The sequence below is a fragment of the Radiobacillus kanasensis genome (genome assembly GCF_021049245.1).
Taxonomy (GTDB): Bacteria; Bacillota; Bacilli; order Bacillales; family Amphibacillaceae; genus Radiobacillus; species Radiobacillus kanasensis.
The window spans coordinates 2959154-2981662 of the sequence record NZ_CP088020.1 but is presented as its reverse complement, the minus strand read 5'-3'; the positions used below and the strand labels follow the sequence as shown (position 1 = coordinate 2981662).

Sequence of the window (22509 nt, the reverse complement as noted above, 5' to 3'; positions counted from 1 at the left end):
ATAATAACTTTAAAGAAATTACGTGAGGTGAACAGAATGGAAAAGAAATATATGGAGACGGAATTGTTCTGTATTCATTGTGAGGATGACACCCTGCACCAGATCACGTATATCAATGATGTTATTACGAAGGTTGAATGTGAAGAATGCCACAATATTATTGAGTTAAGGGTTAATGTGATGCAGGAGTTCTACAAAGAATCCTATCAACGCATTGCATCCAAACCTGCCAGGATGACAAATGAGTATAGAGATGATTTAAGTCATTTCCTTTTTAGTTTGCCAATTCGAGTCATTACGAAGCCATACCGAATCGTGAAGGATTTAAAAGGGTCAAGAGAAATCATTCGAGATTATCAATCGACCCACCACAAAGATTACGGGTAAGAAGAAAGCCGCCGAGGAAATTCGGTGGCTTTTTCTATGGTGAGGCGTATGAGGCTATAGTGGCTTATCTGAAAATCAGATTATAAATAAAATCGGCGTCGCGGTCCAGAAATCAGCGTTTATTTTAATATATCAGCGTTCAGACGATTATATCGGAACTCCCGACCCAGCTTCGAGCATTCAAACCCTCTTCCTAGCGATAGCATCTCGTACTTGATGTAGTGCTAACTTAGACTGTTCTTTCTTTTTCATACAGTAGCCGATGTACAGGCTATCAAGTAAAGATAGCTGGGCAATTCTAGAAGACAATGCTTCAGAACGGTACTCTGTTTCCTTTGAAGCGGTAAACAAGCACGTGCCAACCCCTTTGCTTAATGGAGATTGGGCGAAATTCGTTATTCCTATCGTTTTTGCACCACAATCTTTTGCGATTTCTAACACTTCCAATAGATCTTTATTCGCACCTGTATGTGATATAAAGACGGCAACATCTTTTTCCCTAAGTTGGGCTGCTGTCATCAGCTGCATGTGTGAATCAATATAAGCACGAGAGGACAAACCACTCCGCATAAATTTATGTTCCCCATCCAAGGCAATAATGCCCGATCCACCACTCCCATAGAAATAGACATGTTCCGCTTCCGTAAGCCACTCGACAGCCTTTTTAAAGTCCTGGTCTAGCGCTTTTGTGTATTCAAGGGCCTGTATATTCGATTGGAATACCTTTTGAAAGATAGTTTCCTCTGAATCTTTTTCCGAAATCGTTTCATGAATATCTTTAATGGGATGGATAACTTCGGAAGCAAGCGCAATCTTTAACGCTTGATACCCCTTGAAGCCGAGCCGTTTACAAAAACGAAACACGGTAGCATCTGCAACGTTCAAAGCATCGGATACTTGGTTAATGGTGGAATGAATGATTTTATCTGGATCCTGAAGAATAAAGTCTGCGATTCCTTTTTCCTTTTCGCTTAATCCGGAATAGAAGGATTGGATTCGTTGAATAACGTGTTTGGTTGGGTTTTGTTCCATAAGCGCCTCCTGAAAAAAATTTCACTTTATATAAAAATAAGGAAAAATTTTTTCTTTAATCAATGGTATCGAAAAAAATTTAATGTATAATATCTATTATAGAAAATAATTTTCATAAAAACTAGTGTTCGTTTCTCTTTTCAGGAGGGATCGTGTTGAAGTCGAAAATTGTGATTGGTATTGATATAGGAACGACAAGCACCAAGACCGTTGCGTATCAGCTGAATGGGGATCTTTGGTCTGAATCAGAAAAAGAATATCCTTTATACGTACCCGACCCGACCAAAAAAGAACAGGACCCAGAAGAAATACTGGAGGCAGTGATCTCAACCTTATCAGAGGTTGTACAAAAAGTTTCTAGTAAGGACGGTCATGTGATAGGGGTAGGATTCAGTTCTGCCATGCACAGTTTGTTAGGGGTAGATGATCAAGGTCAGCCTTTGACAAATGTTATTACTTGGGCAGATCAACGTGCTGTACAAGAAGTGGAGGACTTAAAAAGAAGCGGGGAAGGACATGATATTTATATTCGAACAGGAACTCCCCTACATCCTATGTCTCCACTTGCAAAGCTGATTTGGTTTAACAATCATGAATCAGAACTCACGCAAAAGGTACAGAAGTGGATATCCATTAAAGAATATGTAACATACCGCCTTTTTCACCGGTATGTCGTTGACTATTCCATCGCGTCTGCTACCGGACTATTTCATTTAAAAACGTTAGATTGGGATGAAGAGGCTTTAACACTCGCACAAATAAGGGAAGACCAATTGTCCCTGCCTATCTCAACTACAAGTATCTTAACTGGAATGGACCCGATGTATGCGGAGCAAATTGGCTTATCAGTGGATACCCCTTTTGTAATTGGAGCAAGTGATGGCGTCTTAGCTAATCTTGGAGTTGGTGCGATTCAACCAGGTGTTGTAGCTTGTTCGGTAGGCACGAGTGGGGCGGTGAGATCAGTCGTTGATCGGCCCATTACGGACCCAGAAGGGCGATTGTTTTGCTATGCGTTAACGGAAGACAAGTGGGTGATTGGTGGTCCGATCAACAATGGTGGTATTGCCCTCCAATGGTTAAGAGATTCTATTTTTCCAGAGTTAGTGGAAAAAGCGGGTCAACAAAATCCATACGATTACCTAATGAAAGAAGCGAGCACGGTTCCAGTTGGATCGGATGGGCTGTTGTTCTTGCCTTACTTACTTGGTGAAAGAGCCCCATTTTGGGATGCTGAGACAAAAGGCGTCTTCTTCGGTCTGACCCTTCATCATGAGAAAAGACATATGATTCGTAGTGTACTAGAAGGTGTCATGTATCAATTGCAAATGGTTGTTCGAGTGATGGAGGAAGCAGGTGTAACTCCTGTGGAGATTCGTGCGAATGGTGGATTTGCAAGGTCCAATCTATGGCGGCAAATAATGGCGGACATTTTCAATACGTCCATTTCTTTCCCGGAAAACCATCAAAGTGCTTGTTTTGGTGCGGCATGTTTAACCTTAAAAGCTTTAGGAGAGATGGATAACCTTGACGAAGTATTACCACTTGTGAACATAACGGATCGACAAACTCCCGTGCCAGAGCAAGCAAGCTTGTATGAGCAATATAAGCCTTTATTTTACAGACTAGCACATAAGCTAGCTCCAGAATTTCAGAATCTATCAGAACTTAACCAACGAATAAAAGGATAGGAGGAACATAAAATGAAAATAGGTTTAATAGGATTAGGAAAGATGGGCTTTCAAATCGGTCTTCACTTGCTCGATAAAGGTCATGAGGTGAAAGCCTTTGACGTCAATGAGGAAGCAAGAGAGAAGTTCGGTAGGGAGAGTGGTGCTAAGTTTGACTCCATAGATGAGATGCTTTCCCAACTCCCTTCACCAAAAGTTGTGTGGGTCATGGTGCCAGCAGGAGACATTACGACAAATGTACTTAACGAGCTTTCTGGAAAACTAAGTGCAGAGGATATCGTCATCGATGCCGGAAACACAAACTATAAGCACACCTTGAAGCATATTGATCTATTAAAAGAGAAAGGCATCCATTTACTAGATGTAGGAACAAGTGGTGGGGTATCTGGTGCACGTTACGGAGCTTGCTTTATGGTCGGCGGTGAACAAGAAGTTTTCCAACCACTAGAACCAGTTTTTAAGGAACTGGCAGTCGAAAATGGCTATTTGTACACAGGAAAAGGTGGAAGTGGACATTTCTTGAAAATGGTTCATAACGGAATTGAGTATGGGATGATGGCCGCGATTGGAGAAGGGTTTGAAGTGTTAGAAAAAAGCCCATTTGATTATGAATATGAGGATGTGGCTCGCGTTTGGAACCACGGATCTGTTATTCGAAGCTGGCTAATGGAGCTGATGCAGGAAGCGTTTAAGAAAGATGAGCATTTAGACAACATCCGTGGTGTCATGCATTCATCGGGTGAAGGTAAATGGACGGTAGAGTCTGCATTAGATTTTGAAGTACCTACACCAGTTATCGCGCTTTCCTTAATGATGCGTTACCGTTCTCAAGAAAATGATACGTTCACGGGTAAAGTTGTAGCTGCATTAAGACATGAATTCGGTGGTCATGCTGTGGAGAAAAAATGAAACCTATTGATATGGTACATCTTGGGTGTTATACTGTTGAGAAATAATTCAATATTTCAGAAAATTCTCTTATCCAGAGAGGTGGAGGGACTGACCCTGCGAAGCCTCGGCAACCAGCAAGGAAACTTGCACGGTGCCAATTTCAGAGGAAGATTACTTCCAAAGATGAGATGATCAGTTGCAGTATTTTTTATGCAATCAGAATCCTTCTCTCTTTATGGAGTGAAGGATTTTTTAATTCTTTTGAGGAGGTGAGGTTGAACACATTGGTATTTCGGCATAAAAAAAGAGGTGCGGCAACACCTCTTTTACAACAGAGAAAAACGCACAGCTAACAGGTATGAGCGCATCCCTATATGAGTCTAATATATCACCATATAGGGGCGTTCGTCTAACTAACCGTAAGGAAGGGGAACGTGAAACATGGGAAAATTGCAGTTTGCTTATTGGGTGCCAAATGTAAGTGGAGGCTTGGTTGTCTCCAAACTACCTCAGCGGACAGGATGGGATTTTGAGTCCAATAAAAGGTATGCCAAAATAGCAGAAGCAGTCGGATTTGATTATGCGTTACTACAAACACGCTTTTTTGCAAGCTATGGTGCTGAAAATCAATTAGAAGCGATAACGTTAGGTTCGGCATTGGCTGCAGTGACGGAGAAAATTAAATTAATATCTGCCGTACATCCCGGACTATGGCATCCAGGGGTATATGCAAAGATGCTTTCAACGCTTGATCAAATCAGTAATGGGAGAGCTGCTGTAAATATCGTTAGTGGCTGGTTCAAACAAGAGTTTATCGGATACGGGGAGCCATGGCTGGAGCATGATGAGCGCTATAGAAGATCGGAGGAGTTTATTCAAGTGCTTCGCTCTATGTTTACGGAAGAAAAAGCTTCGTTTAAAGGAGATTTCTATCGGATTAATGATGCTCCTTTAAAACCTAAACCGGTAACAGATATCCCAATATTCCAAGGAGGAAATTCGGAAGCTGCTAAGCATATGGCTGCACGTGTTTCTGATTATTACTTCATGAATGGAAATACATTAGAAGGCTTTAAAAAGCAAATTAGCGAAGTACGGGAATTGGCTGCCGCTGAAGGACGAGAAGTAAAATTTGCGGCAAATGGCTTTGCGATTGTTCGAGACACAGAGGAAGAAGCGCTTCAATTACTTCGTGATATCGTTTCATATGCGGATGAAGAAGCTGTATATGGATTTAAGGATGCAGTGATGGAAGCGGGTCAATCTACTAGGGATAAACAAGGCATGTGGGCAAACTCCACGTTTGAGGATCTTGTGCAATATAACGATGGTTTTAAGACAGGCTTAATTGGAACGCCAGAACAAGTGGCAAATCGTATCATCGAGTTGAAGAAAATCGGAATTGATATTGTTCTAACGGGTCACTTCCACTATGAAGAAGACTTACAAAGATTTGGTGAGCAGGTAATTCCTCTTGTGAAAAATAAGGAAAGAGAGCTTGCTGAACAAGGAGTCACAATATGAAGCTAGTAGGAGTATCAGGCAGCTTAACCCCAATGTCTAAAACGTATGTTACTTTAAAAGAAGCTCTTACCTTTGCACAAAATGATAACGAAAATGTGGAGACAGATCTTCTTAACTTGCGAGATTATGAGATTCAATTTTGTGATGGTAGAGATCCGGCTGCCTATGAAGGGGATACAAAGAAAGTAATTGATCTTATAGAAGGTGCAGATGCGTTGTTATTTGGGTCCCCTATTTACCGTGGCTCCTTAAGCGGTGCTCTCAAAAATGTCTTCGATCTAATTCCGAACGATTCACTAAGAGGAAAGGTTGTCGGTTTTATCGCTACAGGAGGAACCTATCATCATTATTTAGCTATAGAGCATCAGTTGAAGCCTTTAGCAGGCTATTTTAAAGCACATGTTGTACCAGGAAATGTGTATGCACATAATTCACACTTTGAAAACAAACAGCTGGTTGATGAAGATATTCGACAACGTCTTCAGGAACTCGCTATTAGTATTGTGCAGCTAAACGAAAGGGTACAGGGGGGACTGGTGGGAGCGAATCAACCAACTATTCCTAGACAGTCATTGGCACAGACGTAAAGGGTAAGGACTATTTGTTCTTACTCTTTTTCATTTGTTGGGTAGTATTTTTTAAACTAAACGCTAAGGCATCTCTATGAAAAAGGAAATTAAACTTTCATGTAGAAGTCTACAAGTAAGGGAGGATGTATCATGTTTCAGTCGATTCATCATATTGCTATTATTTGTTCCAATTATGAAATTTCTAAGCAGTTTTATGTGGAGAAGCTAGGATTTTCGATTCTAGCAGAAACTTATAGAGAGGAACGTCAATCCTATAAGTTAGATTTAGCATTAGGGGATCACTATGTCATTGAATTGTTTAGTTTTCCTGATGCACCAAAAAGACCTAGTTATCCAGAAGCACAGGGACTAAGACATCTAGCATTCTCTGTAGAAAACATTGAAGAAACGATAGAAAAGCTTGAAGGGAACGGAATAAAGGTAGAACCTGTTCGAAAAGACCCATTAACAGAAAAATTATTTGCCTTTTTTGGAGATCCAGATGGACTTCCTATAGAACTATATGAAACTTAGACCAAAATCCGAATGGATAAATAAATAAGTCCCCAAATCGGGAGTGCAAGTAATGTACCAAATAGACAGCCCTTAGGGAATGAACCATTTTGTTGCTCCATTAGTAATCCCTCTTTTCTTTGGTTTCCAGTCTAACCATTAGAGTAAAAAAATAGAATGGCACTAGGAGAAAGTCATATATTTTAGAAAAGGAGTTGAATGTATATGCCTTACCTCACATTAGAGGACAATACTCAATTATTTTATGAAGATCACGGACAAGGTCAGCCTGTTTTATTCATTCATGGCGTGATGATGAGCAGTAAGTTTTTCCAGAAGCAAGTTCCCTATTTCCAAAAGAACTACAGAGTGCTCACAGTAGATTTAAGGGGACATGGCCAATCCAGTAAAGTGGAGCACGGTCACACGGTAGCTCAATATGCACGAGATATGAAAGCTTTTATTGAGCAGCTTGATTTGAAAGATGTCATTCTTGTTGGCTGGTCGATGGGCGCATTTGTCGTTTGGGATTATATCAACCAATTTGGCAGAGAAAATATTAAAGCAACTACGGTTGTCGACCAGTCTCCTTCTGACTACATTTGGCCAGGCTGGGACTTTGGAGCGTTTGATTTTGAAGCCATTAAAGGTGTGATGCAAGCGATTCAAGAGGATCAGCACGGGTTTAATGCTGAATTTATCCATGGCATGTATAAAGAAAAACCAGAACAGGCTGAATATGACTGGGTTCTGGAAGAGATGAACAAACTTCCGGCGTCTATTGAAAGTACCATTGTATTTAATCAGACTGCCGTGGATTATCGAGATACTTTAGGGAATGTGACCGTGCCAACACTGATTTGTTTTGGAAGCGTCGGTTTCTTTCCGGTTGAAGCGGGCGCCTATATTCAGGAACGAATTCCTGAGTCGAGGCTAGTAGCTTTTGAGAATAGTAGTCATTTGTTATTTTTAGAGGAAACAGAAAAATTTAATCAAACTTTGGATGAGTTTTTTTCCAGCTTATAACCGGGAAACCCCTTCTACACGGAAGGGGTTTCCTCATTTTAGTAGAAAAGATGCTTTCCATCACGGTATTGACAACGCTTACATAATAGCATTATACTTTGGTCAAACTTCTTCGTTTTATCAGAAAAGTGTAGGGAATGAAGGGAGGGAACTTATTTTCAGGGAGGACCCAAAAACATACAGGATAAACTTGAAATGAGGGATGACATGGAAAAGTATGTTGCGATTGATGTAGGCGGTACAAAAGTGAAACATTCTGTCCTATTGAGCGACGGAACAATCCTTACAAAGGACAAGTACAACACGAACATCGATGATTTAAACATTTTTCTCAGTAATATGGTCACTGTTATCCAAGATTACCAGCTAGATCATGAGATACATGGGGTTGCTATTAGCTTGCCAGGTTTCGTCAATGTAGAAACCGGTTTCACTGAGCATGCTGGTGCAATTAATGCGTTACATGGAAAAAACCTAAAGGAATTGCTGGAAGAAATAGTGGACCTACCTGTAGCAATTGAGAATGATGGAAACTGTGTTGCACTTGCCGAGAAGTTAAGTGGAAATGCCGTGGAGTGTGATAGTTTTATCTGTTTCACGATAGGTACTGGGATAGGCGGAGGTATCTATCTGAACGGGAAAATGGTTCATGGCCATAGCTCCCGAGGCGGGGAATTTGGTTTTATGGTAACAAGAGGGGACTCACTAGGATTAAAGATTATGCATGATAATGCAGCAATGAAAAGTTTGATTGGATTTTACAGGGACTTTAAAGGCTTGCCAGAGCAAGCAGAGGTAGAAGGACACGTTATTTTTGAAGAAGCTAAAACAGATGAAAAATTACATGCTATCCTGGAAAAATGGTATGAGAGTATTAGCTTTGGAATCTTCAATCTAGTAGCTACCTTGAACCCTGAAAAGATACTAATTGGTGGTGGTGTAAGTTCTAGATCCGAATTATTATCCGATATTAATCGACATCTAGATGAATTACCTTGGTGGAATCATGTTCGTGTTCCAATTGAGGTGTGTAAGCATCAAAATGATGCTGGAATGTTAGGTGCCTTACAACATTTTTTAACGAGTCAATCTAAAAAGTTAGTAAACTAAGAAAACGATACATGCCTTGTCAGTAAAGGTTTTAAAAGACTTAATAAAACATTCTAAGAAACCGATTTCGTGAAATTGTTGAAAAAATATGAAAATAGTATTGATTTTCTTAGATTCAAAGAATATAATCTAAAAGAAAGCGATTACAAAAGGAAAACAACCGAGAGTAATCGACATTTTTTAACTGAATAAGGAAAGCGGTTTCCTCTAAAGCCGTTTAAATATCCTTGCTTTCGCTTTTAGATTCTTAGATTACAAGTTGGGGGTGAAAAGGTCTAAAAAAAGAAAGCGTTTACCTAATGTTGTTTGTTGTTAGCAGTAACTTTTTAAAAATGAAAAATGGGGGTTAAATCAAATGAAAAAGTGGCTTTCTATGATGAGTTTATTCATCTTGGTTCTTGCGCTAGTTGCTTGTAGTAACGATGGTGCAGAAGGAGAAGGTGGAGATGGTGGTTCTGACGGAGAAACAGTAGAACTAGACTTCGCGGTCTTCGGTAGCACAGGCTATGATGTATTAATTGAAGAATATCAAAAAGCAAATCCAAACGTAAAGATCACCCTTAGTGAAGGGGAAATGAATGACGTTCACAACAACTTGTTCACATCCATTTCAGCAGGAAGCGGTGCTCCTGATATCGCTTTAATCGAGGTTAGTCAAATTGCTAAGTTTATGCAAGCACAAGATCGTTTTTATAACTTAAATGACTACGGTGCAGAAGAAATTTCCGGTAACTACCTAGACTGGAAATGGCAACAAGCACAAAGCGTTGATGCTTCATTCCAAATTGGTTTACCAACTGACATTGGTCCAACTACTATGTTTTACCGCACGGATGTAATGGAAGCAGCCGGTCTACCAACGGACCGTGAAGAAGTAGCAGCTCAAATCAATTCTTGGGATGCTTACTATGAAGCTGCTAAAACAATCAAAGCTGAAACTGGAAAACCAATCTCTGATGCTCCACAAATGGTATTTAATGCGCTAAGAGACCAACAAGATCAGCAATACTTCAATGAAGATGATGAATTAATTGCGGAAGATACAGTAAAAGAAGCGTATGATTATACAACTAAGATGATTGAAGAAGGTTTAATTGGTCAAAACGCACTGTGGACTCCTGAGTGGGGTACTGCAATGGCAGAAGGTAGCTACGCTACAATGCCAGGAGCTCCTGGTTGGATGGTAGCAAACGTTAAAGGAAATGCACCAGATGCAGGTGGTAAGTGGGATATTGCAGCAATTCCGGAAGGTGCAGGTAACTGGGGTGGATCTTTCCTAACGATTCCAAAAGAGTCTGAGCACCCAGAAGAAGCATATGCATTCATTTCTTGGTTAACAGCTCCAGAACAACAATTGAAGTCGTTCACGAATAATGGTTTATTCCCATCTACACCAGATGTATATGAAAACGAAGAATTCTTAGCAGCAACAGATGATTATTTCAGTGGTGCTCCGACTGCTAAAATCTTTGCGGAAGCAGCTAAATCAGTTAAACCGGTTTACATGGGTGTAAACTATGCGATTGTAGATACTGAAATCAATACAGCACTTACAAATGTTGCAGTAGAAGGTGCAGATCCACAAGCAGAGTGGGATGCAGCGATGGAACGTATTAAAGAACAATTAGAAAGACAGTAAGGATGATCATCAAGCGGTCTATGGGCTTCCATGGCCGCTTGAAATCCATGGAAGGAGAGAACGACTGTGGCAAAAACACATACTCAGGCTTCAATATCCAATCAACCTCCAAATAAGAAAAAATCATCCTTAAGTGAGAAAACAAAAGAAGCAATTTCTGGATATATCTATATTTCTCCTTTTTTCATCTTGTTTGCTATCTTTGGGCTTTTCCCTATATTGTTTAGCTTCTATTTAGGGTTTCAAAGCTGGAATGGATTAGGTGAAATGAAGTTTGTTGGGCTGCAAAACTTTGAGTGGATATTAACGGATCCGCTATTCTGGAAGTCTCTTTCCAATACTTTAATCATGTGGGTACTTGGAACACTTCCGCAGCTCATAATCGGGATTATATTAGCCTATGCTCTAAATTCTGCACTTATTAGGTTTAAAAGCTTTTTCCGTGTCTCCATTTTTATGCCATACGTAACATCCACCGTAGCGGTAGCTATCGTATTTGGAATTATGTTTAATGACCAAGATTTCGGTCTTATTAACGTGATTTTAGGATGGTTTGGAGTAGATCCGGTTAGTTGGAGCACAACAGAGTGGGGAGTTAAAATTGCAATTTCTACCATGGTTTTCTGGCGTTGGATTGGTTATAACACCATTATTTATCTAGCTGGTTTACAAGCCATTCCGAATGAATTGTATGAAGCAGCAAAGATTGATGGGGCAACCACGAGACAAAAAATTCAATATATTACGATTCCGATGCTTCGGCCGATCCTTATTCTAACCGTATTTACATCTACTATCGGTGCTCTTCAACTCTTTACAGAGCCATTAGTTTATATTGGTAGAACGTATAGAGAAGAAGGTATAACGGTTGTACTATACCTATATCGTGAAGCGTTTGTGAACCTTGCTTACGGGCCAGCATCTGCTGCAGCGATTATTTTATTCTTCATTATTATCGTATTGTCGGCGATTAACGTATTTGTTGCCAATAGGATAGGGAAATAGGAGGTTATGCAAAATGAGTAGTAATGTTAGAAAGAAATCGTTTACTTTTTCTAAAACAATCGTGTATTTGTTGCTCGCTATTGCGGCCTTCCTATCCATTTTTCCGCTTTATTGGATGTTCGTTATGGCCACGAATCATAATAGTGCAATCAACAATGTACCACCTGCAATTTTGCCAGGAAGTGAATTAGTAACAAACTTTCAAAATGTATTAAGCACAATCGATTTCTTTGGTGCAATTGGAAATTCTTTAATCGTTTCAACGGTTACTACGATTGGTGTTTTGTTCCTTTGCTCACTGGCAGGCTTTGCCTTTGCAAAATTTCATTTTAAAGGGAAAAATGTTCTCTTTGTAGCGATACTTGTCACGATGATGATTCCGCCACAACTGGGATTGATTCCACAGTATATCATCATTACGAAATTAGATTGGTTAAATGATTTAAAAGCGATTATTGTGCCAGGGATGATCGATGCTTTCGGTATTTTCTGGATGAGACAATATATTAGCAGTAACGTACCAGATGAATTAGTTGATGCTGCAAAAATTGATGGATGTTCCAACTTCCGTGTATATTGGAATATCGCTGTACCCGTTATTATTCCAGCATTTGCGACACTAGCAATCATCAAGTTTATGTACATGTGGAATGACTTCCTATGGCCGCTAGTTGTTTTAAGAGAGGAAAGCTCTTATACAATTCAAATCGCATTACGTGGTTTAATAGATAACTATGTTCGAGATAATGGTATGATTTTATCCGGAACATTCTGGGCTACTGTTCCATTAATCGTCGTATTCCTATTATTGAACCGTCTATTTATTCAAAGCTTGACAGAAGGTGCAGTAAAAAGTTAACAATAGTCAGTGGGATTCTATCCCACTGATAGATTTGTTAATTCTTGTTATAATGGTTGCAATAGAAACAAAAGGTAGGCTAATTGACCGGTGGGATGCGAAACAGTCACTGTTTCAACCGGATTAACGAAACAGAGGGATACCAATGAAGTTGACAATAAAAGATATCGCGAAAATGGCAGGGGTTTCACCTGGGACTGTTTCCAAGATTATTAATCAAACCGGGAGTATTGGTCCTAGAACAAAAGAAAAAGTCATGAAAATTATTGAGGAAACGGGCTATCAACCTAGTTTCTCTGCAAAAGCGCTAGCGACGAAAAAGTCTAATCTAATCGGGTTGATATATGCTGGGGAAGTTCACGTAGAATTTAACCATCCATTTTTCAACGAGGTTATCAATTCCTTTAAAAATGCGATTGGCAGATTAGGTTATGATTTATTAATTTTCTCTAACAGTAACTTTAGTAAAGGGAAAGAAGATTATCTGGCGAGATGTAAACATTTTCAATTAGATGGGTGCATCATCATCGCCGGGGAAAATATTGAGTCAGCCATTTATGAATTAGATAAAAGTTCGGTGCCATGTGTTGGTGTGGATATTGAATTAACGGGACCTCGATCTACCTTTGTGACCACGGATAATCGGAAGGTTTCTTCTAAAGTAGTGGAGCATTATTATCTCCATTCGATTAAAGAAGTGGCATACATTGGCGGACCATCTGATTCGATCATCTCCAATATTCGTAAGGAAGGCTTTTTGGATACGGTTCGTCAGCTAGGAATGGCAGTTCGAGAAAATTGGATCCAATATGGAGATTATTTTGAACAGTCTGGTTACGAAGCGATGAATCGTATTTTGGCTGAAGGGCCGATTCCTAAAGGGGTTTTCGCTGCATCTGATATGATGGCTTTAGGGGCTTTAAAAGCAATCAAAGAACGTGGCTACTCAGTACCAGAAGACATCAAAGTCATTGGTTGTGATGATGTAGAAGCTTGTCGTTACAGTGACCCTCCACTATCTACAGTGAAACAGGATAAAGAAAAAATGGGTAAACTAGCAGCCTATATGTTGCACGACATGATTAATGAGCAAGCAGAACCAAATTCCATTTTAGTAGATCCGGAATTGGTTATTCGTAATACGTGTATTGTTAATAATAAAGAAAACTTGGCGAAACCAAGCCTTTAGGCGCAGGTTAAGCCCTAGTTGCCCTTATACTTTCTTCCTTTAAGACTTAAAAAATGGAAAGTGAAAAGAAAACTTAGCGAAACCAAGCCTTTAGGCGCGGGTCGAGCTCTAGTTGCCCTTATGCTTTCTTCCTACAAATCTTTTAATGTGGAAAGTATAAAAAATTATCGATCAAAGTTGGTAGGTGCAAGCATGTTTAAGTCAGATAATGGGTTCTTCAAAGTATTAGAGATATTTAGCAATTTCTTGATTTTGAATCTTTTATGGATTATATGCTGTATCCCTATCATTACCATCTTTCCATCTACGACAGCTATGTATGCTGTCGTAAGAAAGTGGTTGAGTTCCGGAATGGAAATAGGTACCTTCCAGCAGTTTTTCTCCTTTTTTAAATCAAACTTTAAAAAGAGCTTTATCATCGGATTGATCTGGTTATTCTTTTGTGCTGTTCTTTATATGGACAGCGTAATAGTGCTCAATTATGATTTTACGGGTGAATTGATTCTTGTTATTTTCTTACTGTTATTTGGACTCACCTTTTTGTTTACTACTGTATTTATCTTTTTCATATTAGTACATTTTGAATTACCCTTGTTACAGACAATTACTAGAGCGTTGCTGTTTGCGTTAAGTCATTTACCTCAAACGATTCTTTTGATTGGAATTTTAGTAGGGTCTATTGCTTTAACGTACGTAGCTCCAGTTTTTATCTTAATAAGTGGAAGCTTAATTGCGTTTATCCAATATTTTATTTTTGATCGATTAATGAAGCGTATCCACCAAAAAAATGGGTTAATATAAAAAAATTCCGCTGCCCCCTAGCGGAATTTTTTTATAGTTTACCAGGAAATTATAAAATTTGCTGGTGTGGATAAACATACTGCAATAGCCGCGTCCGGCTCCAGTCCAGCTGCGCGGGCTAGATACGCACGTCTAAGCAGTTCTCCTACAGTGACAAGTTCCGTCACTTACGAAGCCCTACTTATGCAGGCGTATCTGGGCGAGCCCGCTCCGCTTCCTAACGCGCCCAGCGATTAGCGAGACTTCCCTCACCTTCGTACGATATCTATTTGACGTAGGTCAAATATCCTAACCTCACGAGGAAGGAAGGCCAACTAAACCCGGGCTTTGCACCCAACGTTGCTTACCCCTTTGAAGGGGCATGTTTCCTTTATCTCTTACGTAAGAATGTTCGATTAAAACCGCCGCTCCTGAGCGGCAATTCGAACCACCTGGCATGGCCAGACGCAGTCCGTACGTGGCCCCGGCAAGGGGTCTGCAGACGTTGTCCGCAAAGGACGGTCTTAGTCTGTAATCCTTAAACCCGAGCGCCCCGAGCTTTTGTTCTTCGTTAGGAAATAAAATTTTTAGCAAGAAGAAACTTAACGAGGCAAAATTTTTAAGTCCCAAATAAGTGCACTTAAGGCTTAGCTTAGCCAAGTTTTTTTATGTTATAATTTTGGTTTTCCTCCAATATACTGTAATGTAAGGCAACTTTTTCTTCCAGTTATCACTAAGATCAATGTGTTTGGGTTATAATGAAGATATAAAGAAGAAAGGGGACTTATAAATATGGCCTATTTTAATAACAAAAAAGAACCTGTCCCAGAAGTAGAAACGATGATTTGGTCTTGTACGAATGACTCTTGTCCTGGTTGGATGAGAGAATCTTTCTCATTTGAATCAGAGCCAAGTTGTCCGCTTTGTCATTCCGAGATGAAGAAAGAGGAGAAGGTTTTACCAAAGATTGATTAGTTATAAGTTTCCTTAAAACGGTTCTAGAGTAGTTAATCCTAAATTATGGGTTAACTACTCTTTTTCATGGTTTAGGAAATTACAGAATTGGCTTAGTATGGATAACATGTAGCAATAGCCACGTCCAGCTCCAGTCCAGCTATGCGGGCTAAATACTCACTTCATAAGCAGTTCTCCTACAGTGACAAATTCCGTCACTCACGGAGCCCTGCTTATGCCATCGTATTTGATCAAGCCCGCTTCGCTTCCTAACGCGCCCAGCAACTAGCGAGACTTCCCTCACCTCTGTGCGATAAGTCAACCGATTCACGAGGAAGGCCAACTAAGCCCGGGCTCCTGAGCCCAACGTTGGCATACCCTTTTGAGGGGGCATGTTTCCTTTATCTCCGACGTAAGAATGTTCGATTAAAACCGCCGCTCCTGAGCGGCAACTCGAACCACCTGGCATGGCCAGGCGCCGTACGTGGCCCCGGCAAGGGGTCTGCAGACGTTGTCCGCAAAGGACGGTCTTAGTCTGTAATCCTTAAACCCGAGCGCTTACGCTTTTGTTCTGCCGCCTAATAAGCAACATACCCAACATTGTAAAAATGGTAATAACTCATGTTGTAGTAGCTTGCGGCTATGTAAAGTTGGCGAGTACTTAATTTTCCTTCTAATGCAAGATTATAGTATTGGCTTTTATAGTTATCAGGAATTAAAAGCGTTCGATGAATGGAATTGATAAGTTCTGTTTTATGCAGAAGAATGGCTTTTTTCTTATAAAAGTCTGGTATGTCGGCATCAAGATTGAAACGCTCAATTTCCTCAACTGAGATCTCGGTCTTGGACGCTATTTCCTCAACTTTCATGTGATGGTCATGGATAAGCTTTTGGATAAGGTCATATTTGAATCTCCAACCGGTAGATTCAGACACCATACCACGCTTTAAAATCGCTAAGAGTCTCTCAGACGGCTGATCAGGCTGTTCAGATACGACCACAAAAGGGACGAATTGATTACTCTTCACTTTCTTTAAAGCATCAAAAAACTTAAATCCACTACGTAAACAATAGGAGCTTCCTACCTTTTCTACGGATAGGATGACCTTGGACTTTTTAGAAAAGTAGGCGTTAATTCGTTTGTTGGCAACGTCATCCTTTACATCATCGACGTATTCAGAGAAGACATCCTTAACCTTCAAAAACTTATACGTAACCAAACAGAACATCCTTTCCACGAAAGTATAGTTCATTCTATGAAAGAAGCAGATTGTCCCATTCCATTTGTTATAAAAAAACTGCAAAGGCAAGCCAGCACTTACACCATCACCCGACAAGATTTACAAGAATTCTGATAGAAAAAGGGCTATCAGAAAGGATCTGATAGCCAGTTGGTAGTATGCATAAACCCTACTAGAAGTTACAGCGTTCTCTATACTATATGCTTAATACTGCGAAGAGAATAGACAAGTATCCTCTCATGAAGAAAAATGGTGGGATGACTAGCTTCCAAGTTGGATGCCCCGCTGCTGGAGGGTGATTGACAAAGCCTTTACGAATTCTACAGCATTTGGTGTATCACCGTGGACACAAACGGTATCCGCTTGAATGGGGATGACTTTTCCTGTTTTTGTTGTGACTTTTTGATGTTGAATCATTTGAATGGATTGTTCGATAGCATGTTTCGTTTTTGTATGGACGGCATGCTCCTCTGTTCGTGGGGTTAAGTTTCCGTTCTCAAGATAGGTTCTGTCTGCAAAAACTTCTCTGTACACGGTGAGATTTCCCTTTACACCAGCTTTTATTAATTCACTATTTGCAGGTCCATAAAGCACAAGACTTGGATCAACCCTCTTGATAGCTTCTACCATCGCTTGGGCAATTTCCTTATGTTGACACCCATAATGGTAAAGCGCCCCATGTGGTTTGACATGATGAAGAGATGTGCCATTCGCCTTTGCTATAGCTTGTAGTGCCCCGATTTGATAAAGGAGGGACCGGTACACCTGGTCCGCTGTCCATTTCAGCAGACGGCGTCCGAATCCTTCCTTATCCGGGAATCCTGGATGGGCTCCAATTTTGACGTTATGTTGTAGTGCTAGCTTTACCGTATCATCCATTATGTCCGGATCGCCAGCGTGAAAGCCGCAAGCGATATTTGCTGACGAAATATGGGGCATAATCTGTTTGTCATAGGGACCGTATCCTTCTCCTAAGTCACAGTTAATATCTATTTTCATTCACACCATTCCTTCCATTTTCTTTCTATAGATACACGCCAGACTCGTTTTAATTGTTCTTGTTGTTTGTAAGCTTCAAAAGCCTCCATTAGGGTTACTTTTTTAAACCGAATCTTTGATTGAAAACTAGTTTGGCTTAGTTTTGGCAAGTCTGCCTTTATAACTTGACCGATTTTCGGATATCCTCCAGTCGGTTGACGATCGGCCATTAGGATGATGGGTTGACCATTCGGTGGGACTTGAATCGATCCGAACAAAGTTCCCTCTGTCCACACTTCTGCCGACTGCTTTTGTTTAAGTGTGACACCTTTTAAACGGTACCCCATGCGATTGGATTGTGAAGATATGTGAAATGGTTCGTTCTCAAAGGTCTGTTTAGCTTCCTCTGTAAACCATTCATAATGTCTTCCTTCTATATAACGAATGACTCGTTCCTGTCCGGTTTCCTCTATCATCGTATCGATGAACCAGCGTTTAGGAGCGTCCGGTGTGTATGTTTCAAACGGGATATACGCCTCCTTTTTTAAGGATGAACCTAAGATGCTATTTCTTAGATTAGACGAACTTCTACTACTTAAATAACGAAGAGATTTAAACCCATCTTTGACAGCCAAATACGTGTAAACCCCATGTGTAGCAGGACCAAATGTCAATAAATCCCCTTTTCGTACTGAGATTGGAGCGCCTTGATGGATGGCCAATTGATTGATTTTTGGGTTCATAAAAGCACCAGTAATCGAAATAATGGTATCTTTTTTAAATAGAAAATGGCCACCAACTATTCCCATTTCAATGGTTGCGGCACCTCGGTCATTTTGAAGAATAAGATTGGCTGCTTCCATGGACAATGAATCCATTGGACCACTTACGGAAAATCCTAAAGCTTGGTAGCCATTCCTTCCAAGATCCTGGATCGTAGTTTGCAGACCGGGCTTTTGTATGATTAATCCCATGACGATGTAGCCTCCATTTCCTCAAATTCTTCAGCTGTAATAGCGACGAATCTCACGGTGTCTCCTGGCTGTAGTAGAGTAGGTTGATTCTCGTTTGTTGTCACTAAAGGAAGTGGGGTTCGGCCGATGATTTGCCATCCACCGGGTGTCGAAAGTGGATAGACACCGGTCTGGCTACTTGCAATCCCAACAGAACCAGCTGCAACCTGTTGCCTTGGAGTCTGTTTTCGTGGAGTAGCAAGCTCTGGATCCATTCCACCTAAGAAAGGAAAGCCAGGAGCAAATCCGAGAAAATACACTGGGTAATCAGAATTCGTATGAATCGAGATAACTTTTTCTTCAGTAAAGCCATGGTAGGAAGCGACATAAGTTAGGTCCGGACCATACATCGAGTCATAACAAACAGGGATTTGTATGAGATTACCAGATTTTTCTTCTTGTCGTGTTTGGGTTCGATCCAACGCCTGTAACACGGATTTTCTTACCTGTTCAAAGGGATCCATACCGGAAATCGTAAGCGGTTGAAAATGAATTGTCAAAGTCGTATAAGCAGGAACCCCTTCCACATACCCAGGAAATGGATGGTGTTGGAGGTATTCATGGAAGGCTAAAATGTGTTCGTTTGTCTCAAGGGAAGGAGAAAACTCCCATTCTAGTAATAGGGCAGATTCACTGATGAATTGTAAATGAGGGTTCATAACGTTCCTCCTCTTTAAAGTTGGAGTTTGTTTTCATTATAAAGCAATACGGAAAGATGTCGAAGGTTTCTGCAAAACTCCCTTCTATTTTTCTATTTCTTTGCATAAGTTGGTATAAAAGGAATCTGGTAAACCCATACTAGTTTTACTAGATTCATAGAAACAGGGGGAATAATCGTGAAAAGAATCATTACTGCTCTTATTGTTTTATCCATTATAACTGTGGGTTGTGGGCAAACCGCTATATCAAACCCAACCAATACTAATAAATCCAACCTCGAAGAAAAAGAAAACCCGGTACAAGAGGAGAAACAAGAAAGTGAAAAAACCTCTTCGAAGATTAGTGCTAGTGAAATGATTGCCTTAACCGGATCTATTAGTGAGAAGAAAAAATCCATCGTACAAGAGATTCAGGAGAGAGGCTGGTATGAAAAAGGGATGGACTTTGTTCCGGAAAGGGAAGAGTTCCATTCACTCGTCGAGCCGATTTTAAAAGATACGTTCACACCAGGTTTTATCGAAGAGCATATAATAAAATATCGAGAAACTTTTTTTTGTGAATGTGATGCACCAGGAGCTTTGCAAGGTTCCATGCTTCCTGATTTTACGAAGCGTGTGAAATATGTCGATGTAAACAATGCTTCCTTTACTGCTTATTATCCAGCTAACGACATCAATAGCGGTGCCAAATTTGATATATATGTTACAAAGCATGAGAACAAATGGAAGATTAAAGACTGGACATTCATGTCTTCTTCTTATGAAGAACCTTTTGAGTTAACAATAAAGGATGTTCAAGCTTATTTTGAGAAAAATGGAACCCCCGTCACGCTACAGCATACATTGGAACAAAAGGATGAGCGTTTAAATAAGAATTATTCTATTTTCATTGTGAAACAGGAGGAAGAATTTCTGGCGGTTGATTCTCGGAACTGGTATATCATAAGAGGAAAAGAAACCATTCAACAGTGGTTGAGTGTGAGGGAAGATGTGTTTAAAGATTAGCACGTAGCATTTAACTTTATTAAAGCATATGTACAGCCTCATCCTGCATAAAGTAGAAAAAAGATACTTGAACCCGTAATGTAAACGCTATCATTTTAAGTGGAAATACATTATAATATAGGTAACAAAGATAAAAAAGTTAGATGTCCATCATTAACCTTTTCATCGTTCCAAACATATAATACAGTAATAAATTTATTCGTGTTTTACGATTGTAATGTTCCGAAAACAAAGCACTGGGGGTGGAGTGATGCTTTCTGTTAAAATGCTTAAGCCGTATTACATTAAGGAAGAGGATGAAAGTTTACGTGTCGTTCTTGCCTATCAATATTTTTCACTCTTGTTAGATGATAAGGTATATCAATTTGTACCTCTAGAATCGCGAGAAATCCGCGTAAATCGGAACACCCAAAAAGTAGAAAATCAAGATGATATATTCGTCTTTCAACGCGGAAAAGAATACAGTCGAGTTGCGCTTGCTGATTTACTCAAATTAAATGATTTTTTAACCAACTTGAATGCCATCATAGATCCATATATGAACAATGATCGTACCTTGATTCAAGAGGAAGACGTCGATCAGGTCATTGCTCAATTGGAGGAGGAAAACATAAAACGACTTATAGATGATGCATTAGAGAAAAAAGATCGGGAACGGTTTATGGCGCTTACGGATCAACTAAATGCCTTATAGAAAAATATATAAAAAGTAAAACAGAAGCAGGCGCTTCTGTTTCTTTGTGTTCATTTGTTTTTCGATTCGGTTATATTAAGCTATGATAAAAGAGATTGTTAGGAAGGCGGAGGAATGTTAGTGACAAAACAATTATTTGATCCATTATATTATCCGTATCCCTCGAAGCGGATGGTCACTGTATCCCGTAATGGAATGGTGGCAAGCTCACAAGCGCTTGCTTCTCAAGTAGGGCTGGATATTTTGAAAAAAGGAGGGAATGCGGTCGATGCTGCTATCGCGACAGCGGCGGCATTAACCGTTTTAGAACCGATCTCAAACGGGATAGGTGGAGATGCGTTTGCGTTAGTCTGGATGAAAGACGAGCTATACGGAATAAATGGAAGTGGTCCAGCCCCTAAGAGCATCTCAATAGATGCCGTGAAAAGCAAAGGTCACTCGAAAATGCCAGTGCATGGCTGGATTCCAGTAACTGTACCAGGAGCACCTGCGACTTGGGCAGCATTATCGGAACGCTTTGGACGATTAGATTTAACGACAGTGTTACAGCCAGCCATTGATTATGCGGAAAAAGGTTTTCCGTTATCCCCTGTTTTAGCATCGATATGGGGCAAAACGTATAAGGAAAATGAGCAAGCTTTAACAGAAGAGATGTACCAAAAATGGTTTGCTACGTTTGGAATGGGTGGTCGAGCGCCCCAAGTCGGAGAACTGTGGAAATCGCCAAACCATGCTAAAACCTTAAGAGAAATTGCTGCTACAAAGGCAGAATCCTTTTATCGCGGATCATTAGCAGATAAAATGGTGGAGTTTTCTTCTGCACATGGAGGCTTTCTTCAAAAAGAAGATTTAAAGAGTTATTACCCGGAGTGGGTTCAACCAATTTCGGTAACGTACAAAGGCCATGAGGTTTGGGAGATTCCCCCGAACGGGCAAGGATTAATTGCTTTGATGGGACTTAATATTTTAAATGGCTTTTCCTTAAAAGAAAAAGAATCAGTAGACACGTATCATAAACAAATCGAAGCCATGAAGCTAGCTTTTACGGATGGCAAAGAATACATAACCGACTCAAGGGATATGTCGCAAAGTGTGGAAGCATTGTTATCGGATGCTTATGCAGAGGAACGCCGAAAGCTTATCCAACAGGAAGCCATGCAACCAAGTCCTGGTCAGCCTCCTCTCGGGGGGACAGTGTACTTGGCGACTGCAGATGGTGAAGGAAATATGGTTTCCTTTATTCAAAGTAATTATATGGGCTTCGGTTCCGGGCTCGTTGTGCCGGGAACGGGAATTGCTTTGCAAAACAGAGGGCATACGTTTTCTTTAGAAGAGGGGCATAATAATGCGTTAAAGGGTGGCAAGAAGACGTACCACACCATTATTCCAGGCTTTTTAACAAAAGACGATAAAGCAGTTGGACCATTCGGTGTTATGGGTGGCTTTATGCAACCGCAAGGTCACCTACAAGTCGTTTCAAATTTAGTAGATTTTCACCTCAATCCACAAGCAGCATTGGATGCCCCGCGCTGGCGTTGGTTGAAGGATAAGAAAATAATTGTCGAGCCACATTTTTCTTCAGCAATTGCAGAAGCACTAGAAAGAAGAGGGCATGAAGTAGCCATCCACTTAGATGTGGAGGATTTTGGCCGGGGTCAAATTATCGTACGAGATCCCGATACGGGAACGCTTTATGGAGGTACAGAATCTAGAACCGATAGTACGATTGCGGCATATTAGCAGGGGGGAG

22 protein-coding genes and 1 riboswitch are annotated in these 22509 nt (G+C 40.4%); of the genes, 17 read left to right on the top strand and 5 right to left on the bottom strand.

All coding sequences use genetic code 11. From position 1 onward, the window contains the following. Positions 1-36 precede the first annotated feature (36 nt). Entirely contained in the window at positions 37-387 is a 351-nt protein-coding gene (locus KO561_RS15545; RefSeq protein WP_231094182.1) for a bh protein, read from the top strand. Positions 388-567: 180 nt separating this feature from the next. Here KO561_RS15545 and KO561_RS15540 read toward each other — a convergent pair whose 3' ends face one another. Further along, positions 568-1419 (bottom strand): MurR/RpiR family transcriptional regulator, encoded by an 852-nt coding sequence (locus KO561_RS15540; protein WP_231094181.1) that lies wholly within the window; start codon positions 1417-1419, stop codon positions 568-570. A gap of 155 nt (positions 1420-1574) precedes the next feature. Between KO561_RS15540 and KO561_RS15535 the strand changes: the two genes are divergently transcribed. From KO561_RS15535 to KO561_RS15475, 13 genes are all read left to right on the top strand, one after another. Then, the gene (locus KO561_RS15535; protein ID WP_231094180.1) at positions 1575-3110 is read left to right on the top strand and encodes a gluconokinase; all 1536 of its coding nucleotides are present in this window, start codon (positions 1575-1577) and stop codon (positions 3108-3110) included. A 12-nt stretch (positions 3111-3122) separates the two neighbouring features. After that, positions 3123-4019, top strand: a complete 897-nt coding sequence (gnd, locus tag KO561_RS15530) for a phosphogluconate dehydrogenase (NAD(+)-dependent, decarboxylating) (RefSeq protein WP_231094179.1) — start codon at positions 3123-3125, stop codon at positions 4017-4019. Between the two features lie 66 nt (positions 4020-4085). After that, positions 4086-4191, top strand: a riboswitch (SAM riboswitch). 251 nt (positions 4192-4442) lie between these two features. Beyond that, positions 4443-5525 carry a dimethylsulfone monooxygenase SfnG gene (gene sfnG, locus KO561_RS15525; protein ID WP_231094178.1) on the top strand — a complete coding sequence of 361 codons (1083 nt, stop codon included), beginning with the start codon at positions 4443-4445 and terminating at the stop codon, positions 5523-5525. Beyond that, positions 5522-6112: an NADPH-dependent FMN reductase gene (locus KO561_RS15520; RefSeq protein WP_231094177.1), complete on the top strand. Its 591-nt coding sequence runs from the start codon at positions 5522-5524 to the stop codon at positions 6110-6112. Before sfnG ends, KO561_RS15520 begins: the two co-directional genes overlap by 4 nt. Before the next feature lie 132 nt (positions 6113-6244). Beyond that, positions 6245-6628 (top strand): SMU1112c/YaeR family gloxylase I-like metalloprotein, encoded by a 384-nt coding sequence (gene gloA2 / locus KO561_RS15515; RefSeq protein ID WP_231094176.1) that lies wholly within the window; start codon positions 6245-6247, stop codon positions 6626-6628. 204 nt (positions 6629-6832) lie between these two features. Beyond that, positions 6833-7633, top strand: a complete 801-nt coding sequence (locus KO561_RS15510) for an alpha/beta fold hydrolase (protein WP_231094175.1) — start codon at positions 6833-6835, stop codon at positions 7631-7633. 207 nt (positions 7634-7840) lie between these two features. Continuing rightward, positions 7841-8743 (top strand): ROK family protein, encoded by a 903-nt coding sequence (locus KO561_RS15505; protein WP_231094174.1) that lies wholly within the window; start codon positions 7841-7843, stop codon positions 8741-8743. 355 nt (positions 8744-9098) lie between these two features. Further along, complete coding sequence (locus tag KO561_RS15500) at positions 9099-10382, top strand: ABC transporter substrate-binding protein (RefSeq protein WP_231094173.1); 1284 nt, start codon at positions 9099-9101, stop codon at positions 10380-10382. A gap of 66 nt (positions 10383-10448) precedes the next feature. Then, positions 10449-11387 carry a carbohydrate ABC transporter permease gene (locus tag KO561_RS15495; protein ID WP_408004823.1) on the top strand — a complete coding sequence of 313 codons (939 nt, stop codon included), beginning with the start codon at positions 10449-10451 and terminating at the stop codon, positions 11385-11387. A gap of 13 nt (positions 11388-11400) precedes the next feature. Continuing rightward, a complete protein-coding gene (locus tag KO561_RS15490; protein WP_231094172.1) occupies positions 11401-12246 on the top strand; it encodes a carbohydrate ABC transporter permease in 846 nt (281 codons plus the stop codon). 145 nt (positions 12247-12391) lie between these two features. Continuing rightward, entirely contained in the window at positions 12392-13435 is a 1044-nt protein-coding gene (locus KO561_RS15485) for a LacI family DNA-binding transcriptional regulator (RefSeq protein WP_231094171.1), read from the top strand. A gap of 192 nt (positions 13436-13627) precedes the next feature. Further along, positions 13628-14236, top strand: a complete 609-nt coding sequence (locus KO561_RS15480; protein ID WP_231094170.1) for a DUF624 domain-containing protein — start codon at positions 13628-13630, stop codon at positions 14234-14236. 771 nt (positions 14237-15007) lie between these two features. Further along, positions 15008-15190, top strand: a complete 183-nt coding sequence (locus KO561_RS15475; protein ID WP_231094169.1) for a cold-shock protein — start codon at positions 15008-15010, stop codon at positions 15188-15190. A 557-nt stretch (positions 15191-15747) separates the two neighbouring features. Here KO561_RS15475 and KO561_RS15470 read toward each other — a convergent pair. The 4 genes from KO561_RS15470 to pxpB all read right to left on the bottom strand — a co-directional run bounded on the left by KO561_RS15470 (position 15748) and on the right by pxpB (position 19060). Continuing rightward, positions 15748-16389, bottom strand: coding sequence for a hypothetical protein (locus tag KO561_RS15470; protein WP_231094168.1), 642 nt, complete (start codon positions 16387-16389; stop codon positions 15748-15750). A 282-nt stretch (positions 16390-16671) separates the two neighbouring features. Beyond that, complete coding sequence (locus KO561_RS15465; RefSeq protein ID WP_231094167.1) at positions 16672-17409, bottom strand: 5-oxoprolinase subunit PxpA; 738 nt, start codon at positions 17407-17409, stop codon at positions 16672-16674. Further along, positions 17406-18362, bottom strand: coding sequence for a 5-oxoprolinase subunit C family protein (locus tag KO561_RS15460; RefSeq protein ID WP_231094166.1), 957 nt, complete (start codon positions 18360-18362; stop codon positions 17406-17408). Before KO561_RS15460 ends, KO561_RS15465 begins: the two co-directional genes overlap by 4 nt. Continuing rightward, positions 18353-19060, bottom strand: a complete 708-nt coding sequence (gene pxpB, locus KO561_RS15455) for a 5-oxoprolinase subunit PxpB (RefSeq protein WP_231094165.1) — start codon at positions 19058-19060, stop codon at positions 18353-18355. The genes KO561_RS15460 and pxpB overlap by 10 nt, the downstream gene beginning before the upstream one ends. A 177-nt stretch (positions 19061-19237) precedes the next feature. Here pxpB and KO561_RS15450 point away from each other — a divergent pair, with 177 nt between their 5' ends. From KO561_RS15450 to KO561_RS15440, 3 genes are all read left to right on the top strand, one after another. After that, positions 19238-20065 carry a hypothetical protein gene (locus KO561_RS15450; protein WP_231094164.1) on the top strand — a complete coding sequence of 276 codons (828 nt, stop codon included), beginning with the start codon at positions 19238-19240 and terminating at the stop codon, positions 20063-20065. A gap of 250 nt (positions 20066-20315) precedes the next feature. After that, the gene (locus KO561_RS15445; protein WP_231094163.1) at positions 20316-20759 is read left to right on the top strand and encodes an IDEAL domain-containing protein; all 444 of its coding nucleotides are present in this window, start codon (positions 20316-20318) and stop codon (positions 20757-20759) included. A 114-nt stretch (positions 20760-20873) separates the two neighbouring features. Then, entirely contained in the window at positions 20874-22499 is a 1626-nt protein-coding gene (locus KO561_RS15440; protein ID WP_231094162.1) for a gamma-glutamyltransferase family protein, read from the top strand. Positions 22500-22509 lie beyond the last annotated feature (10 nt).